The sequence below is a fragment of the uncultured Methylovirgula sp. genome (assembly GCF_947646745.1).
Taxonomy (GTDB): domain Bacteria; phylum Pseudomonadota; class Alphaproteobacteria; order Rhizobiales; family Beijerinckiaceae; genus Methylovirgula.
In genome coordinates, this window is the sequence record NZ_CANSHK010000013.1 from 1 (window position 1) to 13,224 (window position 13,224).

A 13,224-nucleotide genomic window follows, 5' to 3' on the forward strand; every position below is an offset into this window, starting at 1 on the left:
CATAACGGCCACAAGCATATCCCGGTCTCGGTGAGCGAGGACATGATCGGCCACAAGTTCGGCGAGTTCTCGCCCACCCGCACCTTCCACGGTCACGCGGGCGACAAGAAAGCCAAGCGAGGCTGATATGGGCAAGCAACAGGCGCCGCGCGCTTTGAAGGATAATGAGGCCAAAGCCGTCTGCCGGATGATCCGCATCAGCCCGCAGAAGCTGAACCTCGTCGCCCAGTTGATCCGCGGCAAGAAGGTGGAGCGGGCTTTGGCCGAGCTTCAGTTCTCGCGCAAGCGCATCGCCCTCGACGTCAGGAAGACGCTCGAGAGCGCCATCGCCAATGCGGAAAACAATCACAACCTCGATGTCGACGATCTGATCGTCGCCGAGGCTTTCGTCGGCAAGGGCCTGGTGCTCAAGCGGTTCTCGCCGCGGGCGCGCGGCCGCGCCGGGCGGATCGAAAAGCCGTTTTCGAATTTGACCATCGTCGTGCGCGAGGTCGAAGCGCCGGCATCGGCCGGGGCCTGAGGAGCAAGCAATGGGACAGAAAGTCAATCCAATCGGCCTGCGCCTCGGCATCAACCGCACCTGGGATTCGCGCTGGTATGCGAACAAGGTCGAATACGGCAAGCTGCTGCACGAGGACATCCGTATCCGCGAGCTTCTCTTCAAGATGTTGAAGCAGGCGGCGGTGTCGAAGATCATCATCGAGCGGCCGCACAAGAAGTGCCGCGTGACGATCTATTCGGCGCGCCCCGGCGTCGTCATCGGCAAGAAGGGCGCCGATATCGACAAGATCCGCAAGGCGGTGTCGAAGCTCACCGAGTCGGAAGTCGTCATCAATATCGTCGAAGTGCGCAAGCCTGAGATCGATGCGACGCTCATAGCCGATTCGATTGCCCAGCAGCTTGAGCGGCGCGTCGCGTTCCGCCGCGCAATGAAGCGCGCCGTGCAATCGGCCATGCGCCTCGGCGCCGAAGGCATCCGCATCAATTGCTCCGGCCGTCTCGGCGGTGCCGAGATCGCGCGCCTCGAATGGTATCGCGAGGGCCGGGTGCCGCTGCATACGCTGCGCGCCGATGTCGATTACGGCACGGCGACGGCACATACCGCTTATGGTACGTGCGGCATCAAGGTCTGGGTGTTCAAGGGCGAGATCCTCGAGCACGATCCGATGGCGCAGGACAAGAAGATGGCCGAGCAGGATCATGGCGGCGGTTCCGGCGGCGAGCGCCGCCGTCGCGATCGTGACGCGGCCTGAGACGCGAAAGCATTTGAAAGACTAAAACCATGTTGCAACCAAAGCGCACGAAGTTCCGCAAAGCTTTCAAGGGCCGTATCCACGGCGCTTCGAAGGCTGGCTTCAATCTCGACTTCGGCGAATATGGCCTGAAGGCGATGGAGCCCGAGCGCGTCACCGCGCGCCAGATCGAGGCCGCGCGCCGCGCCATGACGCGTCATATGAAGCGCGCCGGCCGCGTCTGGATCCGCGTCTTCCCCGACGTGCCGGTATCGAAGAAGCCGACCGAAGTGCGCATGGGTAAGGGCAAGGGCGCGCCGGAATTCTGGGCGGTGCGCATTGCGCCGGGCCGCATCATGTTCGAGATCGGCGGCGTGCCAACCGAGCTTGCGCGTGAGGCCTTGACGCTGGCGGCCGCCAAGCTGCCGATCAAGACGCGCTTCGTGCAGCGCATCGTGGAATAGGAGACGCGCCGTGAAGAGCAAGCAACGCCTGTCGGACCTGCGCGTCATGTCCGAGGATCAATTGGAACACGAAGTCCTGGGCCTCAAGAAGGAGCAGTTCAATCTGCGCTTTCAGCGGGCGACCGGCCAGCTTCAGGATACGGCGCGGGTGCGCATCGTGCGCCGCGACATTGCGCGGGCGAAGACGATCGCCGCCGAGCGCGCCAAGAAAAAGGTTTAAGTCATGCCGAAACGCGTTCTCCAGGGCATTGTCGTCAGCGACAAGCAGGACAAGACCGTCGTGGTGAAGGTCGAGCGGCGCTTCACCCATCCGCTTCTGAAGAAGACGGTGCGGCGGTCGAAGAACTATCACGCGCATGACGAGGCGAATAAGTCCAAGGTCGGCGATACGGTGCTGATCGAGGAGACGCGGCCGATCTCGCGCCTCAAGCGCTGGATCGTAGTCGAGGGCGCGGCAGCGGCTACGACGAATTAAGGCATGGCCCGCAAGGGCACTGGAACAAGGGAAGCTCAGGCGAAGTCCGGCAACGGAAACCTGTCTGACAAGAAAGGCGTAAGGCCATGATACAGATGCAGACCAATCTCGACGTCGCCGACAATTCCGGCGCGCGCCGCGTGATGTGCATCAAAGTGCTCGGCGGGTCGAAGCGGAAATATGCTTCGATCGGCGATATCATCGTCGTGTCGGTCAAGGAGGCGATCCCGCGCGGTCGCGTCAAGAAGGGCGATGTGATGAAGGCGGTCGTCGTGCGCACCGCCAAGGACATCAAGCGCCCCGATGGTTCGGTCATCCGCTTCGATTCCAATGCGGCGGTGTTGATCAACAATCAGTCGGAGCCGGTCGGCACCCGTATCTTCGGGCCGGTGCCGCGCGAGTTGCGCGCCAAGAACCACATGAAGATCATCTCGCTCGCGCCGGAGGTCCTGTAATGGCCGCAAAGATCAAGAAGGGCGACAAGGTCGTCGTACTTGCCGGGCGCGACAAGGGGCGTGCCGGGGAAGTGCTGCAGGTTCTGCCGAAGGACGGCCGTGCCGTCGTGCGCGGCGTCAACATCGTTAAGCGCCACCAGCGCCAGACGCCGAGCCAGGAAGGCGGGATCATCTCGAAAGAGGGGACGATTCATCTCTCCAACCTTGCGCTGGCCGATCCGAAGGACGGCAAGGCGACGCGGGTTGGTTTCAAGATTCTCGACGACGGCCGCAAGGTCCGCGTTGCCAAACGTTCGGGAGACCTGATCGATGGCTGAGCCGAAGAACGAAAAGGCCGCACCGAAGGGCGGCGCCAAGAAAGACGCAAAGTCTGGCAAGGGCGGCGAGGCCAAGACCGCGCAGTCCCGCGCGCGCGAGGGTGCGGCGGCGGAGCCGTTCACCGCGCCGGCGGATTATGTGCCGCGTCTCAAGAAGCATTACACCGAGGTCGTGCGCGATCAGCTCATCAAGCAGTTCGGCTATAAGAACCCGCTCGAAGTGCCGCAGATCGAGAAGATCGTGCTGAACATGGGCGTCGGCGAAGCCGTCAACGACACCAAGAAAGTGACGGTCGCGGCGGCCGATCTCGCGTTGATCGCCGGCCAGAAACCGATCGTCACGCGGGCCCGCAAGGCGATCGCGACCTTCAAGGTGCGCGAGAATATGCCGATCGGCGCCAAGGTGACGCTGCGCAAGACGCGGATGTACGAATTTCTCGATCGTCTGGTGACGATCGCGCTGCCGCGGGTGCGCGACTTCCGCGGCTTGAACCCGAAGAGCTTCGACGGGCGTGGCAATTATGCGCTCGGCATCAAGGAGCACATCGTGTTCCCGGAGATCGATTACGACAAAGCCGAGAGCGTTCTCGGCCTCGATGTGATTGTGTGTACGACGGCAAAAACCGACGAAGAGGCGCGCGCCCTTTTGCGCGCATTCAACTTCCCGTTCCGGCAGTGAGGCAAGGTCTCAAACGCGGAGCCAAGAGGTAGAGATATGGCTAAGAAAAGTTCGGTCGAAAAGAACAAGCATCGCGAGAAGCTCGTCAAGCAATATGCGGCGCGCCGCAAGCGGCTGAAGGCCCTGGCCGAGGATCAGAACCTCAGCGCCGAGGAGCGGTTTGCCGCACGGCTGAAGCTCGCCGAATTGCCGCGCAATTCGTCGGCGACGCGCATTCGCAACCGCTGTGAGGTCACCGGCCGGCCGCGCGCCTTTATCGGCAAGATGAAAATGTCGCGTATCGCGGTCCGGGATCTTGGCTCGCGCGGCCAGATTCCTGGCCTTGTGAAGTCGAGCTGGTAAGGAGGGCCGCATGTCCGTGAACGATCCGCTCGGCGATATGCTGACCCGCATCCGCAATGCGCAGATGCGCCGCAAGGGCAAGGTGAATACGCCTGGCTCGCGGCTGCGTGCGCATGTGCTCGACGTTTTGACCCAGGAGGGCTATATCCGCGGCTATTCGACGACGGAATATGGCAACGGCCGCACCGAGTTCGAAATCGAACTCAAATATTATGACGGTGAGCCGGTCATTCGGGAATTGGAGCGCGTGTCGAAGCCCGGCCGCCGCGTCTATGCGGCGGTCGCCGAGATGCCGCAAGTTGCGAACGGCCTTGGCATCACCATCGTCTCGACGTCGAAGGGCGTGATGGCCGACCATGCGGCGCGTGATGCGCATGTGGGCGGCGAAGTGCTCTGCAAAGTCTTCTGATCGGAAGGATGGATTGAGATCATGTCCCGCGTCGGAAAAAGGGCCGTAACTCTGCCGGCTGGCGTCACCGCCAAGGTCGAGGGCCAGAGCGTCGCCGTCAAAGGCGCGAAGGGCGAATTGCGCTTCGTCGTGCCGGGCGACGTCAATGTCAGCTTTGCTGACAATCAGATCAAGGTCGACCCTCGCAACGAGACCAAGCGCGCCCGCGCGCTCTGGGGCACGGCGCGTGCGCAGGTCAACAATCTTGTCGTCGGCGTCACCAAGGGCTTCGAGAAGAAGCTCGAGATCAACGGCGTCGGCTACAAGGCCGCCGTCGCCGGCAAGAATCTGCAATTGTCGCTCGGCTACAGCCATGACGTGATCTTCCCGATCCCACAGGGGATCGCGATCACGACGCCGAAGCCGACCGAGATCACGATCACCGGCATCGACAAGCGCCAGGTGGGGCAGGTCGCTGCGGAAATCCGCGCCTTCCGTCCGCCGGAGCCCTATAAGGGCAAGGGCGTGAAATATTCCGATGAATTCATCTTCCGCAAGGAAGGCAAAAAGAAATAAGGCAAACGTTTTCGCATGCCCTTTGTCCGGAAAGTCTAAACCTTTTCCGGCTGCGTGCGGTAGGAGCAGACTATGGCGAAGGATATTAAGACAGGGGCACGCCGCAAGGCTCGCGTCAGGCGGGCGGTCAAGGCGCATGCCTATGGCAAGCCGCGTCTGTCGGTGCATCGTTCGTCGAAGCAGATCTATGCGCAGATCATCGATGATGCCGGCGGCGTGACGCTCGCCGCGGCTTCGACGCTCGAAAAGGCCAATCGCGACGCGCTGAAGACCGGCGCGACGATCGAGGCGGCGCGCGAAATCGGCAAGCAGATTGCCGCCCGCGCGCTCGAGGCGGGGATCAAAGAGGTCGTCTTCGACCGCGGCGCTTATGTCTATCACGGCCGGGTCAAGGCCCTGGCCGAGGGCGCGCGCGAGGCGGGGTTGACCATCTAATTGAGGACTTCGAAGCGAGCGGCGGCAGAACGCCGGCCGCGCAAGTGACGAAAGAACGGAAAAGACTATGGCACGCGAAGGTGAAGGCGGCGGCCGCGGCCGCGAGCGGGATCGGGAAGAGCGCGACAGCGAATTTGTGGATCGTCTGGTCCATATCAATCGTGTCGCCAAAGTGGTGAAGGGCGGCCGGCGCTTCGGCTTTGCCGCGCTTGTCGTTGTCGGCGATCAGAAGGGCCGCGTCGGCTTCGGCCACGGCAAGGCGCGCGAAGTGCCGGAGGCGATCCGCAAGGCGACGGAAGCCGCCAAGCACGCTCTGATCCGCGTGCCGCTGCGCGAAGGCCGCACCTTGCATCACGATGTGACCGGCCGCCATGGCGCCGGCCGCGTCGTGCTACGCGCCGCGCCGGCTGGCACAGGCATCATCGCCGGCGGCCCGATGCGCGCCGTGTTCGAGACGCTCGGCATGCACGACGTCGTCGCCAAGTCGCAGGGCTCGTCCAATCCTTACAACATGATCCGCGCGACCTTTGACGCCCTGCAGCAGGAAGATTCGCCACGGGCGGTCGCCGCCCGCCGCAGCCTGAAGGTCTCGACCTTGCAGGCGCGCCGCCTTGGCGGCGAAGCCGAAGCCGCGGCCGAGGCGTAAGGAATTCCGCCATGACGAACACCAAAACGAAGCTCGTCGTCGAGCAGATCAAGAGCCCGATCGGCCGGCCCGCCGTGCAACGCACAACGCTCATCGGCCTCGGCCTCAACAAGCTCGGCCGCCGCGTTGAGCTTGCCGACACGCCGGCCATCCGCGGCATGATCGATAAAGTCGCGCATCTCGTGCGCATCGTCGAGAACGCGTGAGGACAGAGCCATGAAACTCAACGAAATCACCGATAACGAGGGCGCTTCGAAGAAGCGCATGCGCGTCGGCCGCGGCATCGGCTCCGGCAAGGGCAAGACCGGTGGCCGCGGCGTCAAGGGCCAGAAGGCGCGCACCGGCGTCGCAATCAAGGGCTTCGAGGGCGGCCAGATGCCGCTGCATCGGCGCTTGCCGAAGCGCGGGTTCACGCCGCCGTTCAGCAAGGATTACAATGAGGTCAATGTCGGCCGCATTCAGGAAGCGGTCGCCGCCGGCAAGCTCGCGACCGATGCGCCGGTCACGATCGACACCTTGCTTGCCGCGGGTGTCGTCAGCAAGCGCCGCGACGGCGTGAAAATCCTCGGCGTCGGCGAAATCAGCGCCAAACTCGCCTTTGAAGTCGCGGCGGCCTCGAAATCGGCCGTCGCTGCCATCGAAAAGGCGGGCGGATCGGTCAAGCTTCTCGCTGCCGTGGCGGAGGCCGCGGCCGGCGCCTAAACCTCGGTTGCGGGGGAGCCTCCGGCTCCCCACATCCTGGGCTTCGGGTCATTCTCGGGATTTGGCGCTGCGCGCGCCGTGCGGAGCACTTCATGGCATCGGCCGCCGAACAGCTTGCAGCTAACGTCAATTGGGGCGCCTTCGCCAAAGCCGATGAACTGAAGAAACGGATTTGGTTCACGCTCGGCGCGCTGATCATTTACCGGCTCGGCACCTATATCCCACTGCCGGGAATCGATCCCGCCGCTTTCGCCCGCGCCTTCAACGGCAACAGCCAGGGCGTCCTGCAGCTCTTCAACATGTTCTCGGGCGGCGCCGTACAGCGCATGGCGATCTTCGCCCTGAACATCATGCCCTACATTTCCGCCTCGATCATCATTCAGCTTCTGACGAGCGTGTTCCCGTCGCTCGAAGCGCTGAAGAAGGAGGGCGAATCGGGCCGTAAGATCATCAATCAATATACGCGCTATCTGACGGTTGTTCTCGCCGCCTTCCAGGCCTATGGCATTTCCGTCGGCTTGCAGGGGCAGGCGGGGATCGTCACCAATCCCGGTATCTTCTTTTCGATCTCGACGACAATCACGCTGACCGGCGGCACGCTTTTCCTGATGTGGCTCGGCGAGCAGATCACCTCGCGCGGTATCGGCAATGGTTCGTCGTTGATCATTTTCGCCGGCATTGTCGCGGCCTTTCCGGCAGCCATCGTCCACACGCTCGAACTCGGCCGCCAGGGGCAGCTTTCGACCTTCCTGATCCTGACCGTGATGGTGATGGCGATCGCCGTCATCGCCTTCATCGTTTTCATGGAGCGCGCGCAGCGGCGTTTGGTGATCACCTACCCGAAGCGCCAGCAAGGCAACCGGACGTATGATCGGCAGACTTCTTTCCTGCCGCTGAAGCTCAATACGTCGGGTGTCATCCCGCCGATTTTTGCCTCGTCGCTGTTGTTGCTGCCGACCACGATCGCCAATTTTTCGGCGCACAGTGGCGGCGGCGGCATTCTCGCGACAATCTCGCTCTATCTCGGCCACGGCCGACCGCTTTACATGATCCTTTATGTCGTGCTGATTGTTTTCTTCACCTTCTTTTATACGGCGGTCGTCTTCAACCCGACCGAGACCGCCGACAATCTGAAGAAACACTCGGGCTTCATCCCCGGTATCCGGCCCGGCGAACGCACCGCACAATATATCGATAAGGTTTTGATGCGGATCACCGTTCTCGGTGCCGCCTATCTTTGCCTCATCTGCATCTTGCCCGAGATTCTCGTCTCCTATGCCGCCATGCCATTTTATTTCGGCGGCACCTCGCTCCTCATCGTGGTAAGCGTTATGATGGATACCGTGGCGCAGATCCACGGCCACCTTCAGGCGCACCAGTATGAAGGTCTGGTCAAAAAAGCCAGATTGAGAGGGAAGAAACGATGAGGTTGATTCTGCTCGGCCCACCCGGAGCAGGCAAGGGGACGCAATCAGCACGCCTCGTCAACAAATACGGCATTCCGCAACTTTCGACCGGTGACATGCTGCGTGCCGCAGTCGCCGCCGGGACGCCGATCGGCCGCGCGGCCAAGGCGGTCATGGATTCTGGCAGCCTCGTCTCCGACGATATCGTGCTCGGTATCATTGCCGAGCGGATCGAGCAGCCGGACGCGGCCAAAGGCTTCATCCTCGACGGTTTTCCTAGGACCGTGAAACAGGCTGAAGGTCTCGATAAATTGCTCGCCGACAAGCATCTCAGCCTCGACGCCGTCATCGAATTGAAGGTGAACGAGGCCGAATTGCTCGGACGGATCGAAAAGCGGGTCAAGGACACGCTTGCCGCCGGCGGCACGGTGCGTGCTGACGACAATGCCGAGGCTTTCAAAATCCGCCTCGATGCCTATCGCGAAATGACAGCCCCGGTTTCCGCTTATTACGCCGGGCGGGGCGAGTTGAAGGCAGTTGACGGCATGGCGCCGATCGAAACCGTCAGCGCGGCCATAGATCATGCGCTCGCCGCAGGGCAGCGGGTTTGAGATCGCGGAATCATTGGTTAAAGCGCTGATTTCGCCGCGATTTGCAGTTGACGCGGGGCGCTCGAAACACTAGATCAAGCGTTCCAAACCGAAATGATCGGACCCGGCCTCTTTGGGCAGCCACAGAGGGCCGGTTTCCTGTTATCAGGTGCCCCGCAAGGGCCGGCCTCCACCGGACGCGGGTTTTCGCCGTGGCTTTGCGGCAGATATGGAGAAACTAGTGGCACGTATTGCCGGCGTTAACATTCCGACGAACAAGCGCGTCGTCATTGCTCTTCAATATATCCACGGGATCGGCCCCAAGAAGGCGCAGGAAATCATCGAAAAGGTTCATATCGCGCCGGAACGGCGCGTGCATGATCTGACCGATGCCGAAATTCTGCAAATCCGCGAGACGATCGACCGCGACTATCAGGTCGAAGGCGATCTGCGCCGCGAAGTGTCGATGAACATCAAGCGGCTGACCGACCTCGGCGTCTATCGCGGTTTGCGTCATCGCCGCCAATTGCCGGTGCGCGGCCAGCGCACGCATACCAATGCCCGTACCCGCAAGGGCAAGGCGAAGCCGATCGCCGGCAAAAAGAAGTAACCGATAAACCGAGAAGCCCGAGCGCCTGGCATTACGGGCGCGCTGGAAGGACCGAAGCATGGCAAAAGAAGCAACAGGGACACGCGTCCGCCGCCGCGAGCGTAAGAATATCGTCTCCGGCGTGGCGCATGTGAATTCGTCGTTCAACAATACGATGATCACCATCAGTGACGCCCAGGGCAATACGATCTCCTGGTCGTCGGCGGGGACGATGGGGTTCAAGGGTTCGCGCAAGTCGACGCCCTATGCCGCGCAGATGGCGGCCGAGGACGCTGCGCGCAAAGCTGCCGAACACGGTATGCGCACGCTCGAAGTCGAAGTGTCGGGGCCGGGTTCCGGCCGCGAATCTGCGCTGCGTGCTCTGCAGGCTGCCGGCTTTACCGTCACCTCCATCCGTGACGTGACGCCCATTCCGCATAACGGCTGCCGCCCGCGCAAGCGCCGCCGCGTTTGATTGTTTAACTGTGCAGAGGCCTTCGGCGCTGGTTTCAGCCGAAGGTCCCTCATGCCCCAATGAGGATGCTCTCGTGATTCAGAAAAACTGGCAAGAGCTCATCAAGCCGAACAAGCTCGAGGTCGCCGCCGGCGACGACCCGAAGCGGCTTGCGACGATTGTTGCCGAACCGCTCGAGCGCGGCTTCGGCGTTACGCTCGGCAATTCGCTGCGGCGGATTTTGTTGTCGTCGCTGCAGGGCGCGGCGATCACCTCGGTGCATATCGACGGCGTGCTGCATGAATTCTCGTCGATCCCCGGCGTGCGCGAGGATGTGACGGACATCGTCCTCAACATCAAGGACATCGCCATCAAGATGCAGGGCGAGGGTCCGAAGCGCATGGTCTTGAAGAAGACCGGCCCGGGTAAGGTCACCGCCGGCGATATTTCGACGGTCGGCGACGTTCAGGTGCTGAACCCGAATCTCGTCATCTGCACCCTGGACGAGGGTGCGGAAATCCGCATGGAATTCACCGTCAACACCGGCAAGGGCTATGTGACGGCCGACCGCAATCGCAGCGAAGATGCGCCGATCGGCCTGATCCCCGTCGACAGCCTCTATTCGCCGGTGCGCAAGGTGAGCTATCGCGTCGAGAACACCCGCGAGGGCCAGATCCTCGATTATGACAAGCTGACGATGCAGATCGAAACCGATGGCTCGGTCTCGCCCGAGGATGCCGTCGCCTACGCGGCGCGTATTCTCCAGGACCAGCTCAATGTCTTCGTCAATTTCGAGGAGCCGCGCCGCGAGGAAGTCGCGCCGTCGATTCCCGAGCTCGCTTTCAATCCGGCGCTGCTCAAGAAAGTCGACGAGCTCGAGCTCTCGGTGCGTTCGGCGAACTGCCTGAAGAACGACAACATCATCTATATCGGCGATCTGATCCAGAAGACCGAAGCCGAGATGCTGCGGACGCCGAACTTCGGCCGCAAGTCGCTGAACGAAATCAAGGAGGTGCTGGCGCAGATGGGCCTGCACCTCGGCATGGAAGTCACCGGCTGGCCGCCGGAGAATATCGACGAACTCGCCAAGCGGTTCGAAGAGCATTATTGAGAGCAAGCCCTCTCCTTCGGGGGAGGGCCTTTGTTGGATAACAACACCCGGCCGTACCTTGGCACGGCGGCCGCATAAGGAGATGGGCCATGTATCACGGTCGCGCGAAGCGCCGCTTCAACCGCACGCATGAACATCGCAAGGCGATGTTCGCCAATCTGTCCCAGGCGCTCATCAAGCATGAGCAGATCGTCACAACGCTGCCGAAAGCGAAGGATTTGCGTCCGGTCGTCGAAAAGCTCGTGACGCTCGGCAAGCGCGGCGATCTACATGCGCGCCGCCAGGCGATTGCTCAGATCAAGGACGTCGATCTCGTCCGCAAGCTCTTCGATGTCCTGGGTCCGCGCTACAAGACCCGCAACGGCGGCTATACGCGCGTGTTGAAGGCAGGTTTCCGCCAGGGCGACAACGCGGCGCTTGCGGTGATCGAATTCGTCGACCGCGACGAGGACGCGAAGGGCAAGGATTCGGGGCCGGTGCTGGACGAGGCTGCGGCCGAGGCATGAGCGCCGATCTCGCCGTGACGGGTGCCGTCACCGGCGGCCCCCGTTGGATTTTACGTTTGGAAGGGGCGGCGCTGGCGATCGGCGCCGCCTTTTTCTTTTGGCTCGGCCACGGCTCCTGGCTCTTGTTTGCGCTTCTGTTCTTCACGCCGGATTTGTCGTTCCTGGCTTATCTCGTTTCGCCTCGCATCGGCGCCTTCGCCTATAATCTCGTCCATACGACGCTGGCTCCGCTCGTATTGCTCGGCCTCTCCAGCCTGCTGGTGCATCCCCTGGGCCAATCTATCGCCTTGATCTGGCTTGCCCATATCGGCGCCGACCGGGCTTTGGGCTACGGGCTAAAATATGCCACGGCCTTCGGCGACACACATTTGGGACATATCGGCCGCTAGGATTTGGTTCTATCGGCGGCAAATGACGAGGATCGTATGAAAGTGCTGTCTCGCCCTCTGATCGTGTTTGCCTTGACGTTCGGCGCGGCTCTTGCGGCGACGCCTTTGGCCGCGGAGCAAACCGTGCCGGCCTCAGCCGCCGAGATTACTTTGTCGTTCGCACCGATCGTCAAAAAGGTCGCGCCCGCGGTCGTCAACGTCTACGCATCGCGCACCGACACCGCGCCGCGCAATCCTTTGTTCGACGATCCGATCTTCCGGCATTTCTTCGGCGATTCGCAGGAGGAGCGGCCAGGCGGGCCGACAGCGCAATCGCTCGGCTCCGGCGTGCTGATCGATCCGAGCGGGCTTGTCGTCACCAATTATCACGTGATCTCCGGCATGACCGACGTGAAGGTCGCGCTCGCCGACCGGCGCGAAATGCCGGCTGAGATCGTGCTCCGCGATCAGCGCACCGATCTCGCGGTTTTGCGGCTCAAAGGCAAAGGGCCGTTTCCCTTCATGGAATTCGACGATTCCGACAAGCTTCAAGTGGGCGATCTGGTGCTCGCCATCGGTGATCCCTTCGGCGTCGGCCAGACCGTCACCCAGGGCATCATCTCGGCGCTGGCGCGCACGGAAGAGGGCATTTCCCATTACGGCTTCTTCATCCAGACGGACGCGGCGATCAATCCGGGCAATTCCGGCGGCGCTTTGGTCGATATGCATGGGCGGCTCATCGGCATCAATTCGGCGATCGTCTCGCAAACCGGCAGTTCGGTCGGCATCGGCTTTGCCATTCCCTCGGATATGGTGAAGGTGATCGTCGCCACCGCCAAAGCTGGCCGCTCGGCGGTCCGGCGTCCTTATCTCGGCGCCGGCCTGCAGAACATTTCGAAGGATATTGCCGATTCGCTCAATCTTGACCGGCCGGTCGGTACGCTCGTCACCGACGTGACGCCGAAGAGCCCGGCGGAAGCCGCGGGCCTGCAACATGGCGACCTCATCGTCGCCATCGACGGCCAGCCGACGGACGATGTCGAGGCCTTCAGCTACCGTTTCGCCACTGTGCCGCTCGGCAGCAATGCGGTGTTTTCGGTCATTCGCAGCGGTAAGCCGCTGGAGCTCACAGTCAAGGCGGAGGCCGCGCCGGACCTGCCGCGTGACCCGGTCAAGATCACCGGATCATCGCCTTTTGCCGGCGCAACGGTCATCAACATCTCGCCGGCGGTGGCGGAGGAATATTCGCTCGAATCGCCCAACCAGGGCGTGGTGATCAGCGACATCGATCAAGATTCGCGCGCCGCGGCGTTGAACCTGCAAAAGGGCGACGTCGTGATCGCCGTCAACAACAAGAAGATCGAGACGACGCACGACCTGGAGAAAGCCACCCTCGGCGATCATTATTTCTGGAAAATCAGCATCGGTCGCGGCAATCAGATCATCACCACGGTGGTGGGCGGCTAGCGCGTCGCCGAGACGCGCAGCG

24 protein-coding genes are annotated in these 13,224 nt (G+C 62.1%); all 24 read left to right on the forward strand.

The window, feature by feature from the left end; translation table 11 throughout:
- A partial coding sequence (locus tag Q0025_RS05360; protein ID WP_297296913.1) for a ribosomal protein S19 family protein occupies positions 1–126 on the forward strand: 126 nt, incomplete at its 5' end.
- A 1-nt stretch (position 127) separates the two neighbouring features.
- Complete coding sequence (rplV, locus tag Q0025_RS05365; protein ID WP_297296766.1) at positions 128–520, forward strand: 50S ribosomal protein L22; 393 nt, start codon at positions 128–130, stop codon at positions 518–520.
- Positions 521–530: 10 nt separating this feature from the next.
- Positions 531–1,253 carry a 30S ribosomal protein S3 gene (rpsC, locus tag Q0025_RS05370; RefSeq protein WP_297296768.1) on the forward strand — a complete coding sequence of 241 codons (723 nt, stop codon included), beginning with the start codon at positions 531–533 and terminating at the stop codon, positions 1,251–1,253.
- 29 nt (positions 1,254–1,282) lie between these two features.
- Positions 1,283–1,696 carry a 50S ribosomal protein L16 gene (gene rplP, locus Q0025_RS05375; RefSeq protein ID WP_297296770.1) on the forward strand — a complete coding sequence of 138 codons (414 nt, stop codon included), beginning with the start codon at positions 1,283–1,285 and terminating at the stop codon, positions 1,694–1,696.
- A 10-nt stretch (positions 1,697–1,706) separates the two neighbouring features.
- Complete coding sequence (gene rpmC, locus Q0025_RS05380; protein ID WP_297296771.1) at positions 1,707–1,916, forward strand: 50S ribosomal protein L29; 210 nt, start codon at positions 1,707–1,709, stop codon at positions 1,914–1,916.
- Between the two features lie 3 nt (positions 1,917–1,919).
- Entirely contained in the window at positions 1,920–2,171 is a 252-nt protein-coding gene (gene rpsQ, locus Q0025_RS05385) for a 30S ribosomal protein S17 (protein WP_297296773.1), read from the forward strand.
- Between the two features lie 86 nt (positions 2,172–2,257).
- Entirely contained in the window at positions 2,258–2,626 is a 369-nt protein-coding gene (rplN, locus tag Q0025_RS05390) for a 50S ribosomal protein L14 (RefSeq protein WP_297296775.1), read from the forward strand.
- Positions 2,626–2,943, forward strand: coding sequence for a 50S ribosomal protein L24 (rplX, locus tag Q0025_RS05395; protein ID WP_297296777.1), 318 nt, complete (start codon positions 2,626–2,628; stop codon positions 2,941–2,943). Before rplN ends, rplX begins: the two co-directional genes overlap by 1 nt.
- Entirely contained in the window at positions 2,936–3,622 is a 687-nt protein-coding gene (gene rplE / locus Q0025_RS05400; RefSeq protein WP_297296779.1) for a 50S ribosomal protein L5, read from the forward strand. Before rplX ends, rplE begins: the two co-directional genes overlap by 8 nt.
- Before the next feature lie 36 nt (positions 3,623–3,658).
- Entirely contained in the window at positions 3,659–3,964 is a 306-nt protein-coding gene (gene rpsN / locus Q0025_RS05405) for a 30S ribosomal protein S14 (protein WP_297296781.1), read from the forward strand.
- 10 nt (positions 3,965–3,974) lie between these two features.
- A complete protein-coding gene (gene rpsH / locus Q0025_RS05410; protein WP_297296783.1) occupies positions 3,975–4,373 on the forward strand; it encodes a 30S ribosomal protein S8 in 399 nt (132 codons plus the stop codon).
- Positions 4,374–4,394: 21 nt separating this feature from the next.
- Complete coding sequence (rplF, locus tag Q0025_RS05415) at positions 4,395–4,928, forward strand: 50S ribosomal protein L6 (RefSeq protein ID WP_297296785.1); 534 nt, start codon at positions 4,395–4,397, stop codon at positions 4,926–4,928.
- A gap of 72 nt (positions 4,929–5,000) precedes the next feature.
- Positions 5,001–5,363 (forward strand): 50S ribosomal protein L18, encoded by a 363-nt coding sequence (gene rplR / locus Q0025_RS05420; RefSeq protein WP_297296787.1) that lies wholly within the window; start codon positions 5,001–5,003, stop codon positions 5,361–5,363.
- 67 nt (positions 5,364–5,430) lie between these two features.
- Positions 5,431–6,009 (forward strand): 30S ribosomal protein S5, encoded by a 579-nt coding sequence (gene rpsE / locus Q0025_RS05425; RefSeq protein WP_297296789.1) that lies wholly within the window; start codon positions 5,431–5,433, stop codon positions 6,007–6,009.
- 11 nt (positions 6,010–6,020) lie between these two features.
- Positions 6,021–6,215 (forward strand): 50S ribosomal protein L30, encoded by a 195-nt coding sequence (gene rpmD, locus Q0025_RS05430; RefSeq protein WP_297296791.1) that lies wholly within the window; start codon positions 6,021–6,023, stop codon positions 6,213–6,215.
- 10 nt (positions 6,216–6,225) lie between these two features.
- Positions 6,226–6,711: a 50S ribosomal protein L15 gene (rplO, locus tag Q0025_RS05435; RefSeq protein WP_297296793.1), complete on the forward strand. Its 486-nt coding sequence runs from the start codon at positions 6,226–6,228 to the stop codon at positions 6,709–6,711.
- A 92-nt stretch (positions 6,712–6,803) separates the two neighbouring features.
- Positions 6,804–8,138, forward strand: coding sequence for a preprotein translocase subunit SecY (gene secY / locus Q0025_RS05440; RefSeq protein ID WP_297296795.1), 1,335 nt, complete (start codon positions 6,804–6,806; stop codon positions 8,136–8,138).
- Positions 8,135–8,728 (forward strand): adenylate kinase, encoded by a 594-nt coding sequence (locus Q0025_RS05445; protein ID WP_297296797.1) that lies wholly within the window; start codon positions 8,135–8,137, stop codon positions 8,726–8,728. The genes secY and Q0025_RS05445 overlap by 4 nt, the downstream gene beginning before the upstream one ends.
- Before the next feature lie 220 nt (positions 8,729–8,948).
- On the forward strand, positions 8,949–9,317 hold the full coding sequence (gene rpsM, locus Q0025_RS05450) for a 30S ribosomal protein S13 (protein ID WP_297296799.1): 369 nt from the start codon (positions 8,949–8,951) through the stop codon (positions 9,315–9,317).
- 58 nt (positions 9,318–9,375) lie between these two features.
- A complete protein-coding gene (gene rpsK / locus Q0025_RS05455) occupies positions 9,376–9,771 on the forward strand; it encodes a 30S ribosomal protein S11 (protein ID WP_297296801.1) in 396 nt (131 codons plus the stop codon).
- Positions 9,772–9,799: 28 nt separating this feature from the next.
- A complete protein-coding gene (locus tag Q0025_RS05460) occupies positions 9,800–10,861 on the forward strand; it encodes a DNA-directed RNA polymerase subunit alpha (protein WP_297296914.1) in 1,062 nt (353 codons plus the stop codon).
- An 89-nt stretch (positions 10,862–10,950) separates the two neighbouring features.
- On the forward strand, positions 10,951–11,367 hold the full coding sequence (rplQ, locus tag Q0025_RS05465; RefSeq protein ID WP_297296803.1) for a 50S ribosomal protein L17: 417 nt from the start codon (positions 10,951–10,953) through the stop codon (positions 11,365–11,367).
- On the forward strand, positions 11,364–11,756 hold the full coding sequence (locus Q0025_RS05470; RefSeq protein ID WP_297296805.1) for a DUF4260 domain-containing protein: 393 nt from the start codon (positions 11,364–11,366) through the stop codon (positions 11,754–11,756). The genes rplQ and Q0025_RS05470 overlap by 4 nt, the downstream gene beginning before the upstream one ends.
- Before the next feature lie 36 nt (positions 11,757–11,792).
- On the forward strand, positions 11,793–13,202 hold the full coding sequence (locus Q0025_RS05475) for a DegQ family serine endoprotease (protein ID WP_297296807.1): 1,410 nt from the start codon (positions 11,793–11,795) through the stop codon (positions 13,200–13,202).
- Positions 13,203–13,224: the final 22 nt, after the last annotated feature.

Bases quoted from the DNA above. Each gene is read 5' to 3' on its own strand.
- secY (WP_297296795.1), top strand. From the start codon at position 6,804: ATGGCATCGGCCGCCGAACAGCTTGCAGCTAACGTCAATTGGGGCGCC.
- rplP (WP_297296770.1), top strand. From the start codon at position 1,283: ATGTTGCAACCAAAGCGCACGAAGTTCCGCAAAGCTTTCAAGGGCCGT.
- Q0025_RS05445 (WP_297296797.1), top strand. From the start codon at position 8,135: ATGAGGTTGATTCTGCTCGGCCCACCCGGAGCAGGCAAGGGGACGCAA.
- rplV (WP_297296766.1), top strand. From the start codon at position 128: ATGGGCAAGCAACAGGCGCCGCGCGCTTTGAAGGATAATGAGGCCAAA.
- rplQ (WP_297296803.1), top strand. From the start codon at position 10,951: ATGTATCACGGTCGCGCGAAGCGCCGCTTCAACCGCACGCATGAACAT.
- rplF (WP_297296785.1), top strand. From the start codon at position 4,395: ATGTCCCGCGTCGGAAAAAGGGCCGTAACTCTGCCGGCTGGCGTCACC.
- rpsC (WP_297296768.1), top strand. From the start codon at position 531: ATGGGACAGAAAGTCAATCCAATCGGCCTGCGCCTCGGCATCAACCGC.
- rpsE (WP_297296789.1), top strand. From the start codon at position 5,431: ATGGCACGCGAAGGTGAAGGCGGCGGCCGCGGCCGCGAGCGGGATCGG.
- rplX (WP_297296777.1), top strand. From the start codon at position 2,626: ATGGCCGCAAAGATCAAGAAGGGCGACAAGGTCGTCGTACTTGCCGGG.
- rpmD (WP_297296791.1), top strand. From the start codon at position 6,021: ATGACGAACACCAAAACGAAGCTCGTCGTCGAGCAGATCAAGAGCCCG.
- Q0025_RS05475 (WP_297296807.1), top strand. From the start codon at position 11,793: ATGAAAGTGCTGTCTCGCCCTCTGATCGTGTTTGCCTTGACGTTCGGC.
- rplO (WP_297296793.1), top strand. From the start codon at position 6,226: ATGAAACTCAACGAAATCACCGATAACGAGGGCGCTTCGAAGAAGCGC.
- Q0025_RS05470 (WP_297296805.1), top strand. From the start codon at position 11,364: ATGAGCGCCGATCTCGCCGTGACGGGTGCCGTCACCGGCGGCCCCCGT.
- rpsN (WP_297296781.1), top strand. From the start codon at position 3,659: ATGGCTAAGAAAAGTTCGGTCGAAAAGAACAAGCATCGCGAGAAGCTC.
- rpsQ (WP_297296773.1), top strand. From the start codon at position 1,920: ATGCCGAAACGCGTTCTCCAGGGCATTGTCGTCAGCGACAAGCAGGAC.
- rplE (WP_297296779.1), top strand. From the start codon at position 2,936: ATGGCTGAGCCGAAGAACGAAAAGGCCGCACCGAAGGGCGGCGCCAAG.
- rpsK (WP_297296801.1), top strand. From the start codon at position 9,376: ATGGCAAAAGAAGCAACAGGGACACGCGTCCGCCGCCGCGAGCGTAAG.
- rplN (WP_297296775.1), top strand. From the start codon at position 2,258: ATGATACAGATGCAGACCAATCTCGACGTCGCCGACAATTCCGGCGCG.
- rplR (WP_297296787.1), top strand. From the start codon at position 5,001: ATGGCGAAGGATATTAAGACAGGGGCACGCCGCAAGGCTCGCGTCAGG.
- rpsH (WP_297296783.1), top strand. From the start codon at position 3,975: ATGTCCGTGAACGATCCGCTCGGCGATATGCTGACCCGCATCCGCAAT.